Genomic DNA, 19942 nt, shown 5'->3' on the forward strand with positions numbered 1-19942 from the left:
ATGTAAGAAAACCGGTAACGCTCTTTCTTTTATGCGCGCTGGCCGTGTGCCTCATACATGAGAACGGCGGATGCAATCGCTGCGTTTAACGACTCCACTTTTCCTTCCATCGGAATACGGATCAGGCACTCGGCGGCCTCTGCCATTGCATCGGTCAGGCCGTTTCCCTCATTTCCGATCAGGAATGCCGTTCCTTTTGTGTAATCCTCCTCGCGGTAGGAATGCACGCCGTGCAGATGTGCCGCGTACGTACAGATCTTCCGCGCTTTTAAGCCTTTTACAAATTCGACCGCATCGTCGACGATCAGAAACGGCATACGGTAGATCGAGCCCATCGTCGAGCGGATCGTTTTCGGATTGAAGATATCCGCGGTACCGCGGCTCATGATGATGCCGGTGACTCCTGCGCCCTCTGCGGTGCGGATGATTGTTCCGACATTTCCAGGGTCCTGCAGATCCTCAAGTACCATCAGAAGCGGTGTCTTTCCGTTGTCCATCACCTCCTCTTCGGTGTAATGCGGCATGCGGATCACACTTAAAACACCCTGCGGCGTCTTCGTGTCGCACATGGACTGGAACACGCGGTCGTCCACTACTTCGTATTCTGTCCCGTCGGACGGCATTTCATGCATTTTGCTGCCGCTCTCAGACACATATACTTTTTTCAGCCATTCCCGCGGCGCTTCCTGGAACATTTTCCAGCCCTCCGCCACGAAAACGTCCTGCTCCCGGCGTTCTTTTGCTTTTTTGTTCAGCGCAATAATGTTTTTTACCTGTGCATTGCTGCTGCTTGTAATCATGAATGGTCCCCTCATTTCCTGTTTTTCATCAATTTGGCAAGTTCTTTGTTTTCGCCGATCAGAATCAGCACTTCCTCTGCGCGGAGCAGCGTCTTCGGATTGACCGTGACACGGATGTCTTCTCCGTCCTTGACGGCGATTACGTTGATACTGTATTTCTTCCGCAGATCCAGCTCCTCGAGGTTATGCCCCGTCCACGCTTCCGGCACGGGAAGCTCTACCATGGAGAACGAATCCGACAGCATGAAGAAGTCCTGGAAGCCGCCGGAAATCAGGCTTTTTCCGAGGCGGATGCCCGTCTCACTCTCCGCCATCACGACGCGGTCCGCGCCGACTTTTTTCAAAATATTGGCATGCATCTGGCTCATGCCCTTTGCGATGACGAGCGGCACGCCCGCCTCTTTTGCCTGCAGGGTGGCGAGGATGCTCGACTCCATATTTTCAGCGATGCCGACGATCACGACATCCATGTTGCTGATGCCAAGCGATGCAAAAACACGGCTGTCGGTGATGTCCGCGCGCGCCGCATATGTGACGAGATCGGCGATCTCCTGTACCAGCTCCGGGTCTTTATCGACCGCGAGCACTTCTTTTCCTGCCTGCGCCAGCGTCGTCGCCACGGCGAAGCCGAATTTTCCAAGTCCGATGACTGCGTATTGTTTACTCATGTTTTTTCTCCTCTTTTATCCAATCAGCACCCGCTGTTCCGGGCGCTGGATATCCACATCTTTTCTTCCGCTTCTCCGCCGCAGTGCAATGGCCAGCGTAACCGGTCCAAGACGTCCCATGAACATGACCAGAATTACGATGATTTTTCCCGCCGCCGGAAGTGTCGGCGTAAGCGACCGCGTCAGTCCCACGGTTGCCACAGCGGAAACGATCTCATACAGGCAGTCCAGCAGAGGACTTCCGGTGACAGAGATCAGAAGCACCGTCGCGGTGAATGCCATCGTCAGTGCGAAGAAGAAAATAACGACCGCGGTGCGGATGTTTTCTTCCATGACCTTCCGTCCCCAGACCACGGTGTCGGAATCGCCGCGGATGTAGGATGCGACGACCACGAGCAGAATCGCAACAGTCGTCGTCTTGACACCGCCCGCCGTTCCCATCGGAGAGCCGCCGATGAACATGAGGATCATACTTACCATCGCGGAGCCGTCCGAGAAGTTTGCCTGCGGGATCGTCTCAAAGCCGGCGGTTCGCGTCGTCACGGACTGGAAGAAGGCCGCCATAGCCTTCTGCGCCGGTTTTAAGCTGCCAAGCGAGGATGCGTTGTTCCAGTCCAGCGCGAGGATCAGAAGCGCCCCGCCGAACAGAAGAATGACGGTTGTCGTCAGAACCAGTTTGGTGTGGAGCGTGAAGCCGCGCACGAAGTTTTTCCGGGTCCGTTTTCCTTTTACAAGATCCTGCACGCGCTCCAGCACTTCCCACCAGACCGGAAAGCCAAGGCCGCTTAAGAAAATCAGGCCCATCGTCGTAAAGTTGATGAGAGGGTTCGTCACAAACGGGGCGAACGAGGATTCCCCGACGAGGTCAATTCCGGCGTTGCAGAAGGCGGATACGGAATGGAACAGGCTGTAGCCGATTCCCTTCCAGAAACCGTATTCCGGCACAAACCAGAAGCTGTAGAAAAAGGCTCCCGCCAGCTCCACCGCCGCCGTGCCGATCAGCAGCTTCCGCACAATACCGACGCTGCCCTTTAAAACCGGCAGATTGTAAGTGTCTTGGATCAATTTACGGCTCTGCAGACTGATTTTCCGGCGCAGGATCAGAAACACCATCGTCAGGCACGCCATGATACCAAGACCTCCGAACTGAATCAACCCGAGGATCACAATTTTTCCAAAGGTACTCCATGTCGTCGCCGTCGGAACGGTGACAAGGCCCGTCACGCAGACAGATGTCGTTGCGGTAAACAGGGCGTCGAGCCAGTAAACGCTTTTTCCGTCCGCCGCAGAAACCGGCAGGCAAAGAAGAATCGTTCCCAGCAGGATTACCGCCGCAAATCCCAGCATCATAATCCGCTCCGCCGGTGTGTGCCATTTATTTTTGCTTTCTTTTTCGGCCATCGCTCCTCCTATTCTGCCGCTTCATTTTCTGCTTCACTGCTGTAGTAGAGCTTTCCGGTCTCACTGTCCGTCACGGTAATATCCGCAAAATATTCCCCGCAGGAACCCTCACACTGGTAATAGACGTCAAACGAAACCGTCATGTCATCTTCTCCTTCCAGGTATTCCGCGTGAACCTGATTTTTCGCGGCCCCCGTCGTTCTGCTCCACACTTTATCATCCGCAAGAAGCTCCTTTTTGATCTTCACAGGAAATTCACTGGATGCAATTTCGTGCTGATTGGACTCGTTTTTGATCCGGTAATAGAGATTCATGTACAGCCCGTCATCTTCCTCATGGAAAAACCAGCCGTAGATATCATCCTCCGCAACAATCGTCGGCTGGATCAGCTCAGCGTTTGTTTTGGTCGTGAATGCATTCATCTCATGCGTAAACTCATTCTGCATCCGGCGATGCTTCATCAGCCAGCTGCCTTCCTTCACACCGGCCGCAGCCACGACAAGAACGACAGCGCCGATGCAAAGGCCAATGATTTTCTTTTTTGTCATTATTTAATTTCCCCTTTTCTTTTTGAAATACAAAAATAAGATACCCCTAAGAACATACTTATGAGTATCTTATCAGTTTGCACATATAAAGTCAACGGAGCCGGTGGAGACTTTCCTGCCACCGTTGTGTGTAGTTTAAAATTATCCTGAAGCGAGGAATATCCCCGTCAATGACGAGGATATCTTCGATGCTTGTGTTTAATAATCTGCTTAAAATGAGAAAGTTGTCCAGACTTGGCAGGCACTTGCCGGAAATCCATTTATAGACCGCCTGTGGATTTTCAAAACCCATGGCATTCTGAATGTCTCTCACGGTGTATCCGCTTTCACGAAGAAGGGATTTGATGCGGCTGCCAGTTTCTTTCTGCTGGATTGACAAATAAATTGGTTCCATCCTGCACCTCCATATGTTTAAGCCATCCCGAAACACAGTTTTATCTTATCATCCGGTACTGGAAAAATCCAGTTTTTTCTTCCTGTTTCTACACAACCCGAATGATCTGTTCGTACAAAAGGATTTTCTTTTCATCTACATTCCGATTGTCGTGTGCTGCAAGATTGTTCCGTCCCTCTTCCATCTCTTCTTCGGATGCAAGCTCCTCTTTCCACCAGCTCAGGTGATTGATCCGGTACGGCTTCCAGCCGCGGTCAAAAATCTCATCTCAACGACTCTCTTGCATATGCGCTTTCTTTTTTACCGGAAGAAGAGGTTTAGATCTCCTGTTTCTTTTCTTCTATCAAATGATGATTCAGCCATTTTCCTGATTTGAACCGGATGGTAAAGAGAATGGACCGCAGGCTCCAGTCTGCCGCCATACCGATCCAGACCGCAATCGGGCCGAATCCCCATACGCGGCACAGGTAAATACAGAGACTCACACGGCACAGCCACATCGTACAGCAGGACGTGATCATGGAGAATTTTACATCCCCGGCAGCCCGCATGCCGTATCCCGGGACAAACGCCATGACCCAGCAGAGCGGCTTTACAATCGTGATAAAGATCATCATCTGCATGCAGAGCTTTGCACTCTCTGCCTCCATACCGCCGATCATCGTAATCGGTTTTGTCAGCACAAATACCAGCAGACAGCTTGCAACGATAACCACTTCTGACAGCCAGCACAGTTTTTTAATATAGTAGATTGCTTCATCCTTCCGGCCCGCACCGAGACACTGACCGACTACCGTCATCAGTCCGATGCCGACACCGATCGCAGCGACACCGTTCAGGTTCTCAAGGATGTTCGTCATCGCCTGCGCGGCAATGGCAACCGTGCCAAGTGTGGACACAGTGGACTGAATCGCCAGCTTTCCAAACTGGAACATACTGTTCTCGATTCCCGATGGGATACCGATGAACAGTATTTTTTTGATCAAACCAAAGTCCGGCCGAATGGAAAGATACTGCTTCACAAAAATCGGTTTGCTTTCATCCCGAAGCTTCCACAGTACGACAACCGCACAGAAAATACGCGAAATTAAAGTCGAAATCGCGGCTCCTTCGACACCCATATGGAAGCCGAAAATAAGAATGGCATTTCCGCCGATGTTCATAAAGTTGGAAATCACCGAAATCACCATCGGACTGCGGCTGTTGTTCTGCGCCCGCAGAATGGATGCGCCCGCATCGTAAAGACCGATAAACGGGAATGACAGCAGCGTAAACAGGAAATACACCTGTGAATTTTTCATAACATCCGCTTCCACTGCCCCGAAAATCACGCGCAGCAGCGGAACACGGAAAATCAGGCAGCCCGCGGATAATGCGACGGACAAAACTGTCATAACAAAAAGCACCTGTTGTGCCGAACGGATTGCTCCATCCCGTTTTTCGCTTCCAAGATACTGCGAACAGAGAATCGCTCCTCCTGCCGCCAGCGCAGAAAGCGCCTGAATGACTAAGATATTAATGGAATCCACCAGCGAGACTGCCGAAATTGCGGCAGACCCGACATTGCTGACCATCATCGTGTCGACAGTTCCCATCAGGGAAGAAAGTAACTGTTCAATGATGATCGGAATTAAAAGTTTGCGAAGATCCGTGTTACTGTATAAATGAGTTTGTTTTGTTGTAGTTTTCATTGTTTTTGTTTCTGCATGACCTCATCTGCCGGATATGCTTTGCCAGCCCTGCCTTTTCCACATCTTTCTTTTTTCTCTCCATTCTATTCCATTTGACGATCCATTGCAATCATTTCGCGAATTTTGCTCTTATCTGATTATTTTTATCAAGCGCAACATACTTTTCTATCTCATAATGACTTTTTCAGTCTTTCCAAATCTTCGCTGTCCGGGTGTGACAAAGCACGGTCAAAATTTTGAATCAGCAGATCAAGATTCGCCGGATGCTCCGGGTTTTCTTTCATTTTCACATACCGTTCGCGCACAGACTGCGGCATCTTTCCCTGGCACATATACTCACCGATGACCGTATTGCTTGCATCGATCGACTGTTTGACTTGTCCGAGAATCTTTTCAAAATAGGCATCACTTCCGCCAAATCCAGCTGTTCCAAACAGAAAAATCTTTTTATTTTTTAATTTCGACAACAATTCTAATGTCTTTTGGTCCGCATTCCCTTTGTCCGTCCAAAATCCGATATAGCATACGTCGGATTGCGGTACCTGCGAATCGTTCGTACCAAAATAATCGCATTTGTCCTTTGGCAACGTTTCATAGATTACATCAGCCAGCTTCTTTGTATTACCCGTTAAGCTGCAAAACAGGATCGAATAATGTTCTTTTATCATAGCCCATACACCTCCAGTTCAGGTATTTATGTGGAAAATCCACTTTTTCGTAAATTGTATTATCTCTTCAGATCACATCTCGATTTCGCTTACGCTGCATCCCGATGTTGCTTCTCACTATTTCCTCTCAGGCTTTTAAGTCAAGCGGATATTCGCAATCCGCTTCGCTACTTGCTCATAACCGAATAGCTGCTTTGCAGCTTCAGTTAAACTTAAAAATATTAAGTCCGGTTTCTTCATCATGAACTCTGTCCACTCTTCCGTCAATTACCGTGATGACCAGCTCACAGGTTGCACTGACAATCGCTCTGTTCAGATGTCCTCCAAACACCTCGCCCTTCTGATTTCCGGCACTCATATGAAGATGTGCATAGTATTCTCCATCCATTGTATTGATTGTACCTGTCAGTGATGTAATTTCATAATACCCCTGGAAGCTGTTTGAATAATATTTCTTTTCGTCTGTCTTGTATACTCCGACTGTGAAATCATTGATCGCTCCAAGAGCCTGGACACTGGCAAGCTTTATATTCTCCTTTATGGCAATTACCCTCAGCTGCTCCAATATTTCCTCGTCTTTGTCAATCCTTGCTACTATAACATTGTCAAATTTTCTGTATTCCATTTTATTCTCCTTTCTCTTTCCGCCTGCCACTGTTCAGACATTACTGCAATAACCTCAATATTTATTCAGGAAATGCTCCCTGTTCGGATACTCCTGCCGATATGCCCGGAGGGCGGCTTCCCGGAGCAGGGTGAATTCTTTTTCCATGTGAAGCAGGCGTGGTGCCTTGAACGCGATCACACTGATCTGTTCGGCGATTTTTTTCGCGATTCCTTCTTCGGACAATTGTCCCATGCCGAATACCAGAGAGGTAAATCCTCTGCCTCCTCTGCTGACCTGAATAAATTTCAGGAATACATTGTACAGTTCATCTGCAAGAATTTTCTGGTATCCCTCATCTGACTGCATGGCTTCCGCCAGGCACAACGTAGAGAGAATCCGGGCTCCCATCTTTCTTCTGTCGCCTCCCGGATCCAGAGAGGTTCCTTCCGCCAGATACTTCAGTTCCATCAGGCATTTGACAAATTCATCCTTCTGGAGCCTGCGTTGTCCGTATCGGGCCGTCCAGAGCCGAGCCCGGTATTCTTCTTCCCAGGCTTCCTCCTCTCCGATATATTCTTTTAAGATCTGCTGCCGTTTTGCCGGATCTGTCTCCTGATAAAAATCTTTGGTCCATGTATGTTCCATCTGTTTTTCCTCATTCTGTCAGTCGGATATTCGCAATCCGCTTCGCTGCTTGCTTGATTGGTTTAAAATAAAGACACGTCTTTACTTACTCTTTCTGCCTGCAAACGCAGTCTTCCTGCTTACATTTCGGAGTGGGAAATCGTCTCTTCTGCGTTCAGGTACTCATCGATGTTGCTGCCGTCTACCTTCTGATATTCTGAAAAATAGTACCGGCCTTCTTTCAGGCTTTCCTGGTCAAATTCCTCTCCCTCGAACAGCTCCACTGCCATTTTCGCCATTTTCTTTGCCTGATCCACTCTGTCATTTAGGATGCTGCCCTGCATCTCTCCTGCCTTTACGGCTTCCAGAGCCTCTTCCAGGCCATCAATTCCGAAGATCACCGGCCATTCTTCACGGACATAGCCTGCTTTCCGATAGGCCTCCACAGCCCCAAGTGCCATCTCATCGTTGTTGGACATAACAAGTTCAATCTTTTTTCCGTACTGGCTGATCAGACGGTTCATGCGGTTTTCCGCCTGTCCCCGGTTCCAGTCCGCTAACTGATAGCTTAGCTTTTCCAGTATAACATCATTCTTCATCAGTGTCTTTACGGAATACTCTGTTCTGCTGATGGCATCCTGATGGCCTGCTTCTCCTTCCAGAAGCACGTATTGGATCTTTCCATCCTGATTTTTATCGACTTCCGGATGGCTCTTGATGTATTCTTCTGCAATCTCGCCCTGCATAATCCCGGACTGTTCTGCATCACAGCCCACATAATACAGCTTTTCCCACTGCATCAGGTCTTCCCTTACCGGTTCCCTGTTAAAAAAGATCACAGGAATGTCTTCATTCCTTGCCATTCGGATGATCCGGGACGGAGCTGTCCGGTCCACAAGATTGATACAGAGCACATCACAGCCGGCATCAATCATCTCTTCCACCTTTTCGTTCTGTTCCTGCTGATCGTCGTTTCCGCTTTTTGTCGATACGATAATCCTTCGTTCTTTGTTTTCCATGGCTTTCAGCTGCGCCTTCAGTTCATCCGTCAATCCATTGATAAAAGGATCATCCTGAGTGTAGGTTATCACTCCGACCCGCAGGGTTTTCTCTGTCTGGTCCGACTTGCCGGAACACCCCGACAGCACAAGCACCGCACTCCCTATCGTGGCAGATAATAATACTGCCACCCTTCTTTTCTTTTTATTCATAGGAATATAAAAACCTTTCTAAATCTTCGTCCATAGAGAAATTTTCCTTGCCAAGTACCTGATATTCGGTTATATATCCTTGCATTTTATAAGACCTGTGCTCGATCCTTTTGGTTATTTCTTCCACACTTTTATAGCCGATTTCATATCCGTCCGGCACAGCCAGCCCCTGAATGTTTCCGTTATCCAGAAGTGCAATCGTCTTCAGACTGTAACCCACTCCATAGAGCTCCGCGCCCTCGTATGTTCCATTTTCTGCCTGCTCTCCAAACTCTTCCAATATTCCTGCATCCAGGATGACAAGAGCATCCGCCTCTGTTTCCTTCTTCATCCGCTCCACAATGTCCTGTTCTTTTCTCCGGTAAATACACCAGCTGATCTTGCTTTCGCTGCCTTCCAGCGCCTCGTTCAATCCACAAATCTCCGCCTGTACAGCCTCGGACATTTTCCAGTCGGCGATAATTCCGATCTTCTGCTTTTTTGTTCTCAGCCGTTCTCCCAGCCATCTTCCGATCTCCCGGTAATCCGGCTGGATCGTGGGACTGGCAGTTTTCCCTTCTTTTACCGCCAGACCATCTGCAATCAGCAGATACGGTTTATTTCCACACTCTTTTTTCAGCATATTTTCCGTCTCATGACCGGGTGCCGGATATATGATAAAGCCATCAATATCGTTGTCCTTCTGTTCCCTGATAAATTCTCTTTCCGCCTCCGGCCCGTCGATCTCTTCCGTATTGCAGATGATCATATGAACGTTGTTCTCTGCCGCAGCCTGCTTCATTCCCTTGATCAGGGCATCCCAGCGTTTGTCACCGGACTCCGGAAGAATCACCGCAATCCGGGGCTCTGCTACGTTCTGATCGAAAATCTTCCATACAAAGAATACTGCCAGCAGCAGCAAAAGAAACTCAATTATAAGAAATTTCATTCTGTTCTTTTTCATCCGCCCGGTCTCCTCTGTATGTATTTTTGTAATTCCAATGCTTCTGCGTTTTCCGGTGTATATGGGATTGCCGGAATACGGATCGTAACCCTTGTTCCTTCGTCCGGTTCGCTTTCTATGGAAAGTCCGTATTCTTCGCCAAACATCAGCCGGATTCTGGAATGCACATTGATTACGCCCACACCGGAACCATGCTTCGGAACCTTGCTGTTATCCGTCAGAATATTTTCCAGGACTTCTTCCCGCATGCCCATCCCATTGTCTTCGATGGTGATCAGAATGTCCTCGTCTTTCTTTTTTCCGCTGACGATGATCATGCCGCCATCATCCTCATCCATATTGCCAACGCCATAATAGATGGCATTTTCCAGGATGGGCTGGATCACCAGCTTTACGATGCAGCAGTTTTCGATCTCTTCCTCGATTCGGAATTCTGTTTTAAACCGCTCTTTGTACCGGGCCAGCTGGATATTCATATAGCTTCTGCTGTGCTGCAGCTCATCCTTAATGGGAATGATGGTCTTACCGCGGGATAGACTGACACGAAGTAATTTTGCCAGTTCAGAAATCATACGAACCGCTGCTTCATTTTCCTGGGCTTCCACCATCCACGTGATGGATTCCAGTGTATTATACAGAAAATGGGGGTTGATCTGGCTTTGCAGGGCATCCAGTTCACTTTTTCTTCGTTCATTTTGCTGCCGGATGATCTCGTCCATCAGTTTTTCGATCTGTTCATAGGACTTCTGCACAGAATGTCCCAGATGGCGGATCTCCGAGGAGCCGCCGATATAGATATCCGGTTTTCCTCCTGCCTCGTGGGCCTTGACGGAAGCATCCAGCTCCCGGATCGGTTTGGATATCTTCCGGGAAACCAGCTGGTTTCCCTCCAAAAGCATGACCATAAGAACCAGAACAGTAGCAAATACATAGTAACGGAAGTTCTTGTAGTTTGCCGCCTGCACACTCTCCGGCACAACACCGATCATTTTCCAGCCTGTATAGGCTACGCTGCCGACGATCACGGTCTCGTTCTGACCGCCGGAACGGATCTCGTAGGTTCCGTCCTCGTATTTTGCCGCTTCCAGACTGTTTTCTTCAAATAATCCGCGGTTTAATTCCGTTCCCCGGGGATGGTAGATCATTTCTCCGTCCTGACTGGTCAGATAATAGTAGATTCCGCCGGAACAGTCATTGATCTGCTTCATCACGTCCCTGATCACAGAATATTTCATATCCAGTAAAAGAATACCGGTTTCCGGTGTCTCTCCCTTGTTGACATCTACATACCTGCTCAGGGAAACGACCCATTGGTACCGATAAGAGCCGTCCTCAAACAGCTCCTGGATATGCGGTGTGGAAAAGTGTATATTTTCAATGGCATCTTCCGCATTTTTATACCATTCCTGCGTCTGCACCTTCACATTTTTCTTTTCTGCCGCCACCGGCTCCGATGCAATCAGATTTCCTTTGGGGTCATACAAAGCCAGGCTCTGAATCTTATCGGAGTTGGTCTCATAGAGCAGACTGAACTGCTCCGAGAATTCCCGGCTGGATATATCAAACTGCTGGACCACGTTGTAGTTTGCCCCGTTTATAATCTGCCGAATATCCAGCAGGTCTGCATTTAACCGATCCACGGTAGCCTCTACAGTAGCTTCCGTGTTGTCCACTGCTGTTTTTTCCAATGCCAGCTTGAATCGATGGTAAAGCAGCAATCCCATTACAATGATCGTAACCAGTGAAATCGCCATAAGGACAGACAGGATAATCGACTGTATGTTAAATACGATGTTCTTCCGGGAATCCGGCTTTCTTTTTCTATCTTTCATGTATTTTCCCTTTCACCTGTTCCCTATTTTCCGGAAGCTCTGTATTTGGAAGGGGAAACACCGAATTTCTTTTTGAATACATAGCTGAAGTAGTTCGCATCCTGATATCCCACTTTTTCTGCGATCTTATAGCTTTTTTCATCGGTGTTCAGCACCATTTCTTCTGCCCTGTCCATTCGGTAATCGGTAAGATAGGAGACGAAGGACTGACCGGTTTCCTTTTTAAAGATGGACGAAAAGTAAGAATTGGACACACCAAGATCTGCGCACACATCATCCAGCGAGAGCGCCGGTTCCATATATCTGTCTTTTACGATGTTCTGTGCATCGGTGATGATCCGTCTGGAGGTACTATTTCTGGTACTTCTCAGTTTTTCGCTGATCGCCATAGACATATTGATAATCCAGTTTGTCATAGAGCTTTCATCCAGCTGAGTCACTCTTTCGTAAAGATTCTGTACATTTCCGGAAATTTCATTGAAATCCATGGAATTATTGGCACAAAATTTGAAAAAGCCGCTGACAATCTCCATGGTGGCCAGATTGTACTGGCTGATGGTGGCTGCATTCTTATGGAGCTTTTCTGTCTCTTTGATGGCTTCTTTCCGGATCTTTTCCTGATCCCCTACATGGATGGCACGAAACAGCTCCTGCATCTTTGTTTCTTCTAAGGGAACCGCCTTTTTTGACTCTTTGGGAACGATCTCTGCGATATTGATGGCTCGTTTCGTTCCGTACAGGACACGGTAGGATACCGCCTCTCTGGCTCCCTCGTAGGAAATACTGATATCATACAGATTGTTGCAGACGGTTCCGACCCCTGCGGTAACCGCCGCCCCCATAATTCTCCATGCCCAGCGGCAGAACCGGTCACATTTGTCCGTCAATTGAGCTATCTCATCTTCTGAATGGAGTTCCATAATCAGAATGGTATTACCCATATAGATGAATTCCTGACAATTACAGTTCTCCATCAGCCGCTGTTTGATCTCACGTTCCACGGACATGGATAACAATAAGGGATTCATGCCCTCCGGCACATCATTTTCCGAGGTATGAAAAATCATGCAGCAAAACAAAGGTCCCTTCATATCCACCCGATAGTCCAAAAGGAATCGTTCATAGTCCTCTTCTCTGACCCTTCCCTCGATCAGGGAAATAAAAAAATTGGACTGCAGCTTTGGTAAAACCTCCTGGAAATAGTCTTCCAGTTTTTTTACATTTAACTTTTCTTCCCGTTCCCTGTCCAGTGTGGCTTTCAGCTTCATCAGGCTTTCTGACAGCTCGGTGGCGCTGATGGGTTTCAGCATATATTCCTTAATTTCCAGATGGACGGCCTCTTTTGCATATTCGAATTCATCAAAACCGGTGCAAAGCATAATGTAAATATTGGGATAGTCCTGGTTCAGCTTTCTTGCCAGCTCCAGTCCATCCATATAAGGCATCTTAATGTCCGTCAGCACCACATCAGGCTGAAGCTTTTCCACCAGCTCCAAAGCCTTCACGCCGTTGGTGGCACTTCCCACTACGTCAAATCCCAGATCATTCCAGCGGATCTTTTTTTTCATAACATCGATGACCTCTACTTCATCATCGACAAGAATCACTTTATATTGTTCCATCCTTATCCTCCTGTTTTGCGGAGCATATTGTTGTTCCTTTATTATAGCAGAAGATTGCTCTCTGCTGAATGAATAGTTACAAAAATTTTTGCCAAAACAGAACAAAAGACCGCCCTGGTCATCCATCGGACGACCGGGCTGTCTTATATTCTATCTGTTTATGAAGATGTTGGAATCAAAAGTTTTTCTGACCCCTTTGATACCAGATTGCTACGTGCTTTGCACTCCTGGTATCTTTATGAATGTTTCATTATTTTTTCTGTACATATTTCAGACAGTCAAGTGTTACGGCTGCCAGGATAATGATACCTTCGAAAATGAACTGAAGGTTAGTATCAATACCCAGAATCGTCAGGGCATATGTCAGGGAGGTAAAGATCAGTACACCGGTTACAACTCCGGAGATCTTACCGATACCACCGGTAAAGGATACACCACCAACTACGCAGGCTGCGATGGCATCCATATCCCATCCCTGTCCGTAAGCTGCACTACCGGAACCAACCATACGGTTACATTCCAGCCAGGAACCGAAGCCATACAGGATACCTGCCAGCATAAACGCTCCCATTGTTACTTTAAATACAGAGATACCGGATACTGCTGCCGCTTCCGGATTTCCACCTACCGCATACAGGTTTTTACCAAATGTTGTTTTGTTCCAGATAAACCATACAATGGCAACTGCTGCAACAGCCCACAGAATGATGGTCGGGAATTTTCCGATCTGCGGAATGAAAGTATTCGGGATAGCAGAATCAATCGCACCGAAGGATACACCCTTGGTCGCATAGGTAACCAGACCGAAGATGATCAGCATGTTCGCCATGGTAGAGATAAACGGATGCATTTTGAATCTTGCCATGAAGAATCCGGCAATCATGGCAAATACTGTTGTAAAGATCACACACATTAACAGTGCAAACAGTGCTTTCGCTGTAGCAGGCATAGCGGAGAAGTCAAATACATGGCCGAATACGGCACCTGTATTGATTCCGTTATGCATAATGATGGTTGCTGTAACCATACCCATACCAACCATACGTCCTACGGAAAGGTCGGTACCTGTTAACAGGATCAGACCGGCAACACCAAGTGCAAGGAACATACGCGGGGATGCCTGCTGTAAGATATTCAGGATGTTGGTAACCGTCAGCAGCTGTGTATTTTTAACGATCGGTGTGATGATACACAGTGCGATAAAGATCAGAATGATTACGATATACAGACCGTTTTTGTACAGGAACTGAGATAAATCGAAGGTATATCTGTAATTTTCCAGTTTCTGTATTCTCTGCTGCTGGAATGTGAATTTGGACGCTCTCAGCAGGTCGATCAGATGATATTTATGCATGAATGCTTCATGTCTTCTGTCCTTGATTTCCTGGAGCTTTGATTCATGAGCCATCTGTGCGTCAAACAGTTTGTTTTTGAGCACGTATTTCTCGGCCTTGATCTCTTCTGCATCCTTCAGAGAAGCAATCTTTTTCTGATGCTCGCTCTTCAGATCTGCTTTGATCTTCTCGTATCTGCTGTTTTCTTCTGCTTTTGCAGCTTTGCAGCTTTTGTTTACTACATCGTAATAATCCTTTTTGTAATGCGCAGCCAGATAGCCTTCTGCCTCTGCGACCAGCTTTTTAATTTCTTCTTTGTTGTCTGCCTCTACTTTTTTTGCATTTTCCAGCTCTTTTTTGCTGTTTTCAATGATCTTATCTCTCTGTGTTGCGGATAAGTTCTTGTTTTCTTTTGCGATCGCGATCTGTTTTTTCAGATCGCTCACTTTGTCAAAGCCGTCTGCACGTAATGCATCGATTTTTTTCTGGATTTCTTCCACATATTCATCGATCGGCTTCAAAAGCTTTGCTTCTTCTTCCGACGAAATAATAACGCTGTTTTCTGCCATTTCCAATTTTCCTCCTGTTACAGGTATTTAGCACTGAGTCTCAATAATTCTTCCTGGTTTGTTTCTTTGGTATTTACGATTCCGGCCAGACGTCCGTTAGACATAACACCGATTCGGTTGGTAATACCAAGAATCTCCGGCATTTCGGAAGAAACAACGATGATTGTTTTTCCCTGTTTCGCCATATTGATAATCAGTTCATAAATTTCATATTTTGCTCCAACATCAATTCCTCGTGTCGGGTCATCCATCATGAATACGCTCGGTGAACGCTCCAGCCATTTACCAAAGATGACCTTCTGCTGATTACCACCGGAAAGGTTGGCGATCATATCATCCGGTCCCATACATTTTGTATGCATGATCTTGATTTCTTCAGCCGTTGCACGCACCATCTTGTCATGTGATAATGCGACTCCGCTCTTATAATGCTTCATATTCGCAATGGTAGTATTGAATGTAATATCGCCCTTCAGGAACAGACCATTGGCTTTTCTTTCCTCTGTAATCAGAGCAAATCCGTGATCCATAGCATCTTTCGGGGAGGAGAAGTTCAGTACTTTTCCATCATATACGATATTTCCTTCTGCTCTTGTACGAATTCCGAAGATTGTCTCCAGAAGTTCGGTACGACCGGCACCGACCAGACCATAGAATCCGAAAATTTCTCCTTTTTTGATATCAAAAGAAATATTCTGCAGTTTCGGTGCATATTTTGTTGATATATTCTGTACGGAGAGAATCGTTTCTCCCGGTGTATTGTCTACAGGCGGAAATCTGTTGTCCAGAGAACGTCCAACCATGGCGGCGATTAGTTCGTTCATATCCGTTTCTTTACTTGGCTTGGTCATGACCAGACTACCGTCTCGCAGTACGGATATTTCGTCACAGATTTCAAATATTTCATCCATTTTATGTGAAATGTAGATCAGAGCAATTCCCTGCGCCTTCAGCTGACGCATCATCTTAAAGAGTTTTTCAACCTCCGGTGCAGTCAGGGATGATGTAGGTTCATCCAGTACAATGACTTTGGAATGATAGGAAATCGCTTTTGCGATCTCACACATCTGTCTCTGAGATACAGACATTTTCTTCATTGGCTGCGTCAGATCAACTGTAATTCCCAGTTTTCTGAACAGGTCTGATGTTTCTTTTTTCATTCTTCCTTCGTCGATCACTCCAACGGAATTCTTTGGGTATCTTCCAAGGAACATGTTATCTACAACACTTCTTTCAAGACACTGGTTCAACTCCTGGTGTACCATCGCCACTCCGTTTTCCAGTGCATCCTTCGGACCGGAGAAATTCACTTCTTTTCCGTCCAGTACGATGGTTCCTTCATCTTTCTGATAGGTTCCAAAGAGGCATTTCATCATTGTCGATTTTCCGGCACCGTTTTCACCCATCAGTCCCATAATGGTTCCAGGTTTGACATTCATGCTGATATGTTTCAGAACCTTATTTCTACCGAACGATTTGCTCATGCCGTTAATCGATAAGATATATTTATTCTTATCTTCTGTCATAGCTGCGCTTCCTTTTCTTAGTAAAGAAGGGTATCATTGCTGACACCCCTCTATAATTTCATTCATTTACGGTAACGATTCAGAGACCTCATCTCGATTTCGCATGGCTCCGAACCGTTACCATTTACACTTTTATTCTGTCTCAGATTATTTGGAGAGAAGTGATGTATATGCTGCTGCATTATCGGTCTTAACCATGTTAATTGCAAAAGCATCATACTCGCTCGGGTTTCCAAGACGGTTTGTGATATTGGACTCTGTCTGTCCGTCTCCACCGATGTAATCTACCTTCAGGTTCAGCAGATCATCATATTTCTCCAGCAGTGGCTGATAGGTAGAGCTCAGGAAGTTATCCGATGCGTTGTAGATATTCAGCCATACTTTTTTGGATGGGCTCTTGCTTTCATCCAGCTGTTTTGCAACTTTATCGTAAACTTTTGTGGAATCTGTGAAATCGTTGTAGTTATCGGCTGTTACAGCAATATTTAATGCGTAGTAAGATCTCTCTTCTTCGCTGTATCTGTAATCCTCACCCTCTGTCAGGCAGTTGCCGGCTTCATCTGCTGTACCGATACCGGTATCAATGTCTACACCGTCCAGTGCGTTACGCAGAACTCTCAGTGTCAGGTAAGCCTGAACGTCTGCATGCTGAGAAATTGTTCCGCCATATCCTTCACCGATTGCTGCTACAGCATCGCTGTTTGCATCGTAACCGAAGGTAGGAACTTTGTTGTCTTTTGCCCATGCATTGAACATTGACATTCCCATACCATCGTTATTGGAAACTACAACATCGATCTGATCACCGAAGGAAGCTGTCCATGTTCCGATCGCGTTACCAGCTGTTGCAGCATCCCATGTTGCACCTGCTGAGTTTTTCATTTCCTGAGAAGCCAGCTCACGGATGGTATATGTTTTTCCGTCTACATCCAGAGTTGCATCCTGCACAACCTTTGCTTTTCCGTCTACGTTTGTTCCGGCCGGTGTAGAATCTACTCCGCCGTCTGCATCTACACCTGTTCCAAGTGCGGAACGAACACCACGTGTACGGGCGATAGAATCGTTATGTCCGATATCACCGATTGCCAGAACATATCCGATTACGCCGTCACCGTTTCTGTCGATCGTGTCTGCGTTTTTCTTGATGTAATCCAGAACCATCTGTCCCTGCAGTTCAGCACCCTGGTTTGCATCGAAACCTACATAATAAGTATTTCCGTTGAAGTTCAGAGCATCTTTGTCCAGTTCGCCGGTAGCACTGCTGGATGGCTGACGGTTGAACCAGCACAGAGGTTTGTCCTTGTTTTCTACGCTTCCGCCCGTTGATGCCGTAGAATCTGCTGTTTCTGTTTTCTGGGTAGAATCTTTAGACTCTGATGGGGATCCGCCACAACCAGCCATGGATACTGCCATAGCTACTGCCATAATTGTTGCTAATGCTTTTCTTTTCATTTTTATTCCTCCCGTTTGGTGATTTTGCTAGATTCGCTTCGTTCCTAGCTGATGAATTCATTATAATCACAAGCGGTCTGAAAAAAAATAGAATATTTTTGGATTAGTTATTGAAATTTTTGGTTATTTCTTGTCGTAATTCCCCAAAACTCCAAGAATCATGCAAAAAAGCAGTCCCACAGAGCGCAAATTACTGCATGACAGATTTTCGTCGTACCTCGGGTACGCCTTCCAATCTGTTTCCTGTAGTTTGCGTTCTGCAGCACTGCTTTTTTTGTATTATTTCTTACTTATGCTTTAAGCGGGGTAAGAGCTCTAAAATCCTCTTGCAGGCGAGACTGCATCAGCTTTCTGACGTTTTAGCATCTTTATATTTCCGTATCAGAATCATATAGCTTATGATCAGTAAAACAGCTGCACTGCTCCATGCACAGATCTCGGCATAGTATATTCCCTCTTCGCCGATCCATTTCGGCAGCAGCAGCGCAACGCTGACACGCATCACAAATTCCGCAATGCCGCTGGCAAGCGGAATCAAAGTATTGCCCAGCCCCTGGATCGCGGAACGATACACATGCAGCAAATACAGTATCCACAAAAAGACAGCCATGATAAACAAATACTTATATGCAATATCTAACACCTGTCGGATCTGCTCCGGTTCACCGGATACAAACAGAGACAATATATTACGCCCAATCAGCACCATCATACCGGAAATGAAAACAGAAGTGAGCACTGCCATATACGTACCGCTGCGCACACCTTTTCGGATTCTCTGATATTTCTTTGCGCCAAGATTCTGCCCTACATACGTTGTAATCGCATATCCATAGGAAACGGCTGCCATCTCCAAAATTCCATACAGCTTGTTCGTTGCCGTAAATCCGGCTACAAACAGAAAGCCAAAGCCATTGATCACATACTGCACCGTAAGTCCTCCCACAGAAATGATCACGTTCTGTATGGCAAGAGGAGTCCCCAGCTTCAAAAGCTGCAGACTCATAGACGGCTGCCTGTAAAAATCCTCCTTTTCCAGTCGGATATCCCTGATTTTCCGTAATACAAGCAGACAGTACAAGGCTGAAAATCCCTGTGCAATAACGGTCGCTATGGCTGCTCCGGCTACGCCCCAGCCAAAAACTGCCACAAACAGCAAGTCAAGTCCCACATTGATCACTGCTGCCACGGTCATTGCAATCAATGGAGATCTGCTGTTTCCAAGTGCCCTCAGGATCGCCGCAAAGATATTATAGGCAGCTATAATCGGGACTCCCGCAAAAATCAGCCGTAAATATAGCATCGTCAGATCAATAACATTATCCGGTGTCTGCAAAAATAAAAGAACGTGATAAACTGCTCCTTCACTTACTGCGAGTACAATCACAGACAGTAATGCTGTCATAATATAGCTTTTCGCCACCGCACATTTCAGATTTTCCTTTTCCCCTGCTCCATAGTACTGCGATACAAGAATCGAAAAGCCCTGTGTGATACCTGTCATGATGCCCAGCACCAGCCAGACCAGCCAGTCTCCGGCGCCTACTGCCGCCAACGCTTCTACTCCTACCACCTGGCCAACAATCATGGTGTCCGCCATCGTATAAAACTGCTGGAAAATATTTCCGAGCATCAGTGGTATGGCAAACGTTATGATCAGTTTTCCGGGGGATCCCGCAGTCATATTCTTTTCATTTGTTCCCATAAGATTAAGAATCTCCTTTTCTCTCTTTCTCCTCCTGCCGCTATTTTACAGGGGACCCTTGCGAAACACAATTCTATTTTTTCACAAAGTTTTTCCGATATTTTTGGTGGCTATTACTTTCTTTTGAGGTAAAAAGAGATTTTCGTTGGTTTTCCATTACAGAGTATGAAAAAGAAGCAGCGTATTTGAGACGCAGACATAATATGCATCCAATTACGTATCGGATTCTACATCTTAATTCCGCAGTATTCCCATGTCACTGTATCGAGCAAGAGGAACTCCTCTGTTCCAATTGGCTTTCCATCTCTGTAAGTTGAAAACACATCCGTGCTAATCAGATTTCCCTC

17 protein-coding genes are annotated in these 19942 nt (G+C 46.6%); all 17 read right to left on the reverse strand.

Features of this window, described 5'->3' with window-relative positions:
• Window positions 1-29: 29 nt before the first annotated feature.
• The 17 genes from DWZ44_RS15000 to DWZ44_RS15080 all read right to left on the reverse strand — a co-directional run bounded on the left by DWZ44_RS15000 (window position 30) and on the right by DWZ44_RS15080 (window position 19595).
• Window positions 30-800, reverse strand: a complete 771-nt coding sequence (locus tag DWZ44_RS15000; RefSeq protein WP_117510107.1) for a TrmH family RNA methyltransferase — start codon at window positions 798-800, stop codon at window positions 30-32.
• An 11-nt stretch (window positions 801-811) separates the two neighbouring features.
• Window positions 812-1468: a potassium channel family protein gene (locus DWZ44_RS15005; protein ID WP_117805224.1), complete on the reverse strand. Its 657-nt coding sequence runs from the start codon at window positions 1466-1468 to the stop codon at window positions 812-814.
• Between the two features lie 15 nt (window positions 1469-1483).
• Entirely contained in the window at window positions 1484-2869 is a 1386-nt protein-coding gene (locus tag DWZ44_RS15010; protein ID WP_117801552.1) for a TrkH family potassium uptake protein, read from the reverse strand.
• Between the two features lie 8 nt (window positions 2870-2877).
• Window positions 2878-3417, reverse strand: coding sequence for a hypothetical protein (locus tag DWZ44_RS15015; RefSeq protein ID WP_117510108.1), 540 nt, complete (start codon window positions 3415-3417; stop codon window positions 2878-2880).
• 91 nt (window positions 3418-3508) lie between these two features.
• Entirely contained in the window at window positions 3509-3811 is a 303-nt protein-coding gene (locus DWZ44_RS15020) for a helix-turn-helix domain-containing protein (RefSeq protein ID WP_055220202.1), read from the reverse strand.
• Between the two features lie 317 nt (window positions 3812-4128).
• Window positions 4129-5502, reverse strand: coding sequence for an MATE family efflux transporter (locus DWZ44_RS15025; protein WP_055267729.1), 1374 nt, complete (start codon window positions 5500-5502; stop codon window positions 4129-4131).
• Between the two features lie 170 nt (window positions 5503-5672).
• Window positions 5673-6170 carry a flavodoxin family protein BilS gene (bilS, locus tag DWZ44_RS15030; protein ID WP_055267731.1) on the reverse strand — a complete coding sequence of 166 codons (498 nt, stop codon included), beginning with the start codon at window positions 6168-6170 and terminating at the stop codon, window positions 5673-5675.
• Window positions 6171-6372: 202 nt separating this feature from the next.
• Entirely contained in the window at window positions 6373-6795 is a 423-nt protein-coding gene (locus DWZ44_RS15035; RefSeq protein ID WP_055228550.1) for a PPC domain-containing DNA-binding protein, read from the reverse strand.
• A gap of 54 nt (window positions 6796-6849) precedes the next feature.
• Entirely contained in the window at window positions 6850-7422 is a 573-nt protein-coding gene (locus DWZ44_RS15040; RefSeq protein ID WP_055228551.1) for a DUF6553 family protein, read from the reverse strand.
• A 119-nt stretch (window positions 7423-7541) separates the two neighbouring features.
• Window positions 7542-8591 carry a galactose ABC transporter substrate-binding protein gene (locus DWZ44_RS15045; protein WP_330411482.1) on the reverse strand — a complete coding sequence of 350 codons (1050 nt, stop codon included), beginning with the start codon at window positions 8589-8591 and terminating at the stop codon, window positions 7542-7544.
• Window positions 8592-8604: 13 nt separating this feature from the next.
• Window positions 8605-9555 (reverse strand): substrate-binding domain-containing protein, encoded by a 951-nt coding sequence (locus DWZ44_RS15050; protein WP_055267736.1) that lies wholly within the window; start codon window positions 9553-9555, stop codon window positions 8605-8607.
• Entirely contained in the window at window positions 9552-11387 is a 1836-nt protein-coding gene (locus DWZ44_RS15055; RefSeq protein ID WP_117805225.1) for a cache domain-containing sensor histidine kinase, read from the reverse strand. The genes DWZ44_RS15050 and DWZ44_RS15055 overlap by 4 nt, the downstream gene beginning before the upstream one ends.
• A 23-nt stretch (window positions 11388-11410) precedes the next feature.
• Complete coding sequence (locus DWZ44_RS15060) at window positions 11411-13009, reverse strand: response regulator (protein WP_117805226.1); 1599 nt, start codon at window positions 13007-13009, stop codon at window positions 11411-11413.
• Between the two features lie 250 nt (window positions 13010-13259).
• The gene (locus DWZ44_RS15065) at window positions 13260-14912 is read right to left on the reverse strand and encodes a galactose/methyl galactoside ABC transporter permease MglC (RefSeq protein ID WP_117805227.1); all 1653 of its coding nucleotides are present in this window, start codon (window positions 14910-14912) and stop codon (window positions 13260-13262) included.
• Between the two features lie 17 nt (window positions 14913-14929).
• Window positions 14930-16438 carry a sugar ABC transporter ATP-binding protein gene (locus DWZ44_RS15070; RefSeq protein WP_117805228.1) on the reverse strand — a complete coding sequence of 503 codons (1509 nt, stop codon included), beginning with the start codon at window positions 16436-16438 and terminating at the stop codon, window positions 14930-14932.
• A 147-nt stretch (window positions 16439-16585) separates the two neighbouring features.
• Window positions 16586-17890: a substrate-binding domain-containing protein gene (locus DWZ44_RS15075; RefSeq protein WP_117805229.1), complete on the reverse strand. Its 1305-nt coding sequence runs from the start codon at window positions 17888-17890 to the stop codon at window positions 16586-16588.
• Between the two features lie 343 nt (window positions 17891-18233).
• A complete protein-coding gene (locus DWZ44_RS15080) occupies window positions 18234-19595 on the reverse strand; it encodes an MATE family efflux transporter (RefSeq protein WP_117510119.1) in 1362 nt (453 codons plus the stop codon).
• Window positions 19596-19942: the final 347 nt, after the last annotated feature.

It is taken from the genome of Blautia sp. AF32-4BH, from assembly GCF_003460565.1.
GTDB lineage: Bacteria > Bacillota > Clostridia > Lachnospirales > Lachnospiraceae > Fusicatenibacter > Fusicatenibacter saccharivorans.

Excerpts from the sequence above, each read along its gene's own strand:
- DWZ44_RS15000 (WP_117510107.1), bottom strand. The coding sequence starts at position 800 with ATGATTACAAGCAGCAGCAATGCACAGGTAAAAAACATTATTGCGCTG.
- DWZ44_RS15005 (WP_117805224.1), bottom strand. The coding sequence starts at position 1,468 with ATGAGTAAACAATACGCAGTCATCGGACTTGGAAAATTCGGCTTCGCC.
- DWZ44_RS15010 (WP_117801552.1), bottom strand. The coding sequence starts at position 2,869 with ATGGCCGAAAAAGAAAGCAAAAATAAATGGCACACACCGGCGGAGCGG.
- DWZ44_RS15015 (WP_117510108.1), bottom strand. The coding sequence starts at position 3,417 with ATGACAAAAAAGAAAATCATTGGCCTTTGCATCGGCGCTGTCGTTCTT.
- DWZ44_RS15020 (WP_055220202.1), bottom strand. The coding sequence starts at position 3,811 with ATGGAACCAATTTATTTGTCAATCCAGCAGAAAGAAACTGGCAGCCGC.
- DWZ44_RS15025 (WP_055267729.1), bottom strand. The coding sequence starts at position 5,502 with ATGAAAACTACAACAAAACAAACTCATTTATACAGTAACACGGATCTT.
- bilS (WP_055267731.1), bottom strand. The coding sequence starts at position 6,170 with ATGATAAAAGAACATTATTCGATCCTGTTTTGCAGCTTAACGGGTAAT.
- DWZ44_RS15035 (WP_055228550.1), bottom strand. The coding sequence starts at position 6,795 with ATGGAATACAGAAAATTTGACAATGTTATAGTAGCAAGGATTGACAAA.
- DWZ44_RS15040 (WP_055228551.1), bottom strand. The coding sequence starts at position 7,422 with ATGGAACATACATGGACCAAAGATTTTTATCAGGAGACAGATCCGGCA.
- DWZ44_RS15050 (WP_055267736.1), bottom strand. The coding sequence starts at position 9,555 with ATGAAAAAGAACAGAATGAAATTTCTTATAATTGAGTTTCTTTTGCTG.
- DWZ44_RS15055 (WP_117805225.1), bottom strand. The coding sequence starts at position 11,387 with ATGAAAGATAGAAAAAGAAAGCCGGATTCCCGGAAGAACATCGTATTT.
- DWZ44_RS15060 (WP_117805226.1), bottom strand. The coding sequence starts at position 13,009 with ATGGAACAATATAAAGTGATTCTTGTCGATGATGAAGTAGAGGTCATC.
- DWZ44_RS15065 (WP_117805227.1), bottom strand. The coding sequence starts at position 14,912 with ATGGCAGAAAACAGCGTTATTATTTCGTCGGAAGAAGAAGCAAAGCTT.
- DWZ44_RS15070 (WP_117805228.1), bottom strand. The coding sequence starts at position 16,438 with ATGACAGAAGATAAGAATAAATATATCTTATCGATTAACGGCATGAGC.
- DWZ44_RS15075 (WP_117805229.1), bottom strand. The coding sequence starts at position 17,890 with ATGAAAAGAAAAGCATTAGCAACAATTATGGCAGTAGCTATGGCAGTA.
- DWZ44_RS15080 (WP_117510119.1), bottom strand. The coding sequence starts at position 19,595 with ATGGGAACAAATGAAAAGAATATGACTGCGGGATCCCCCGGAAAACTG.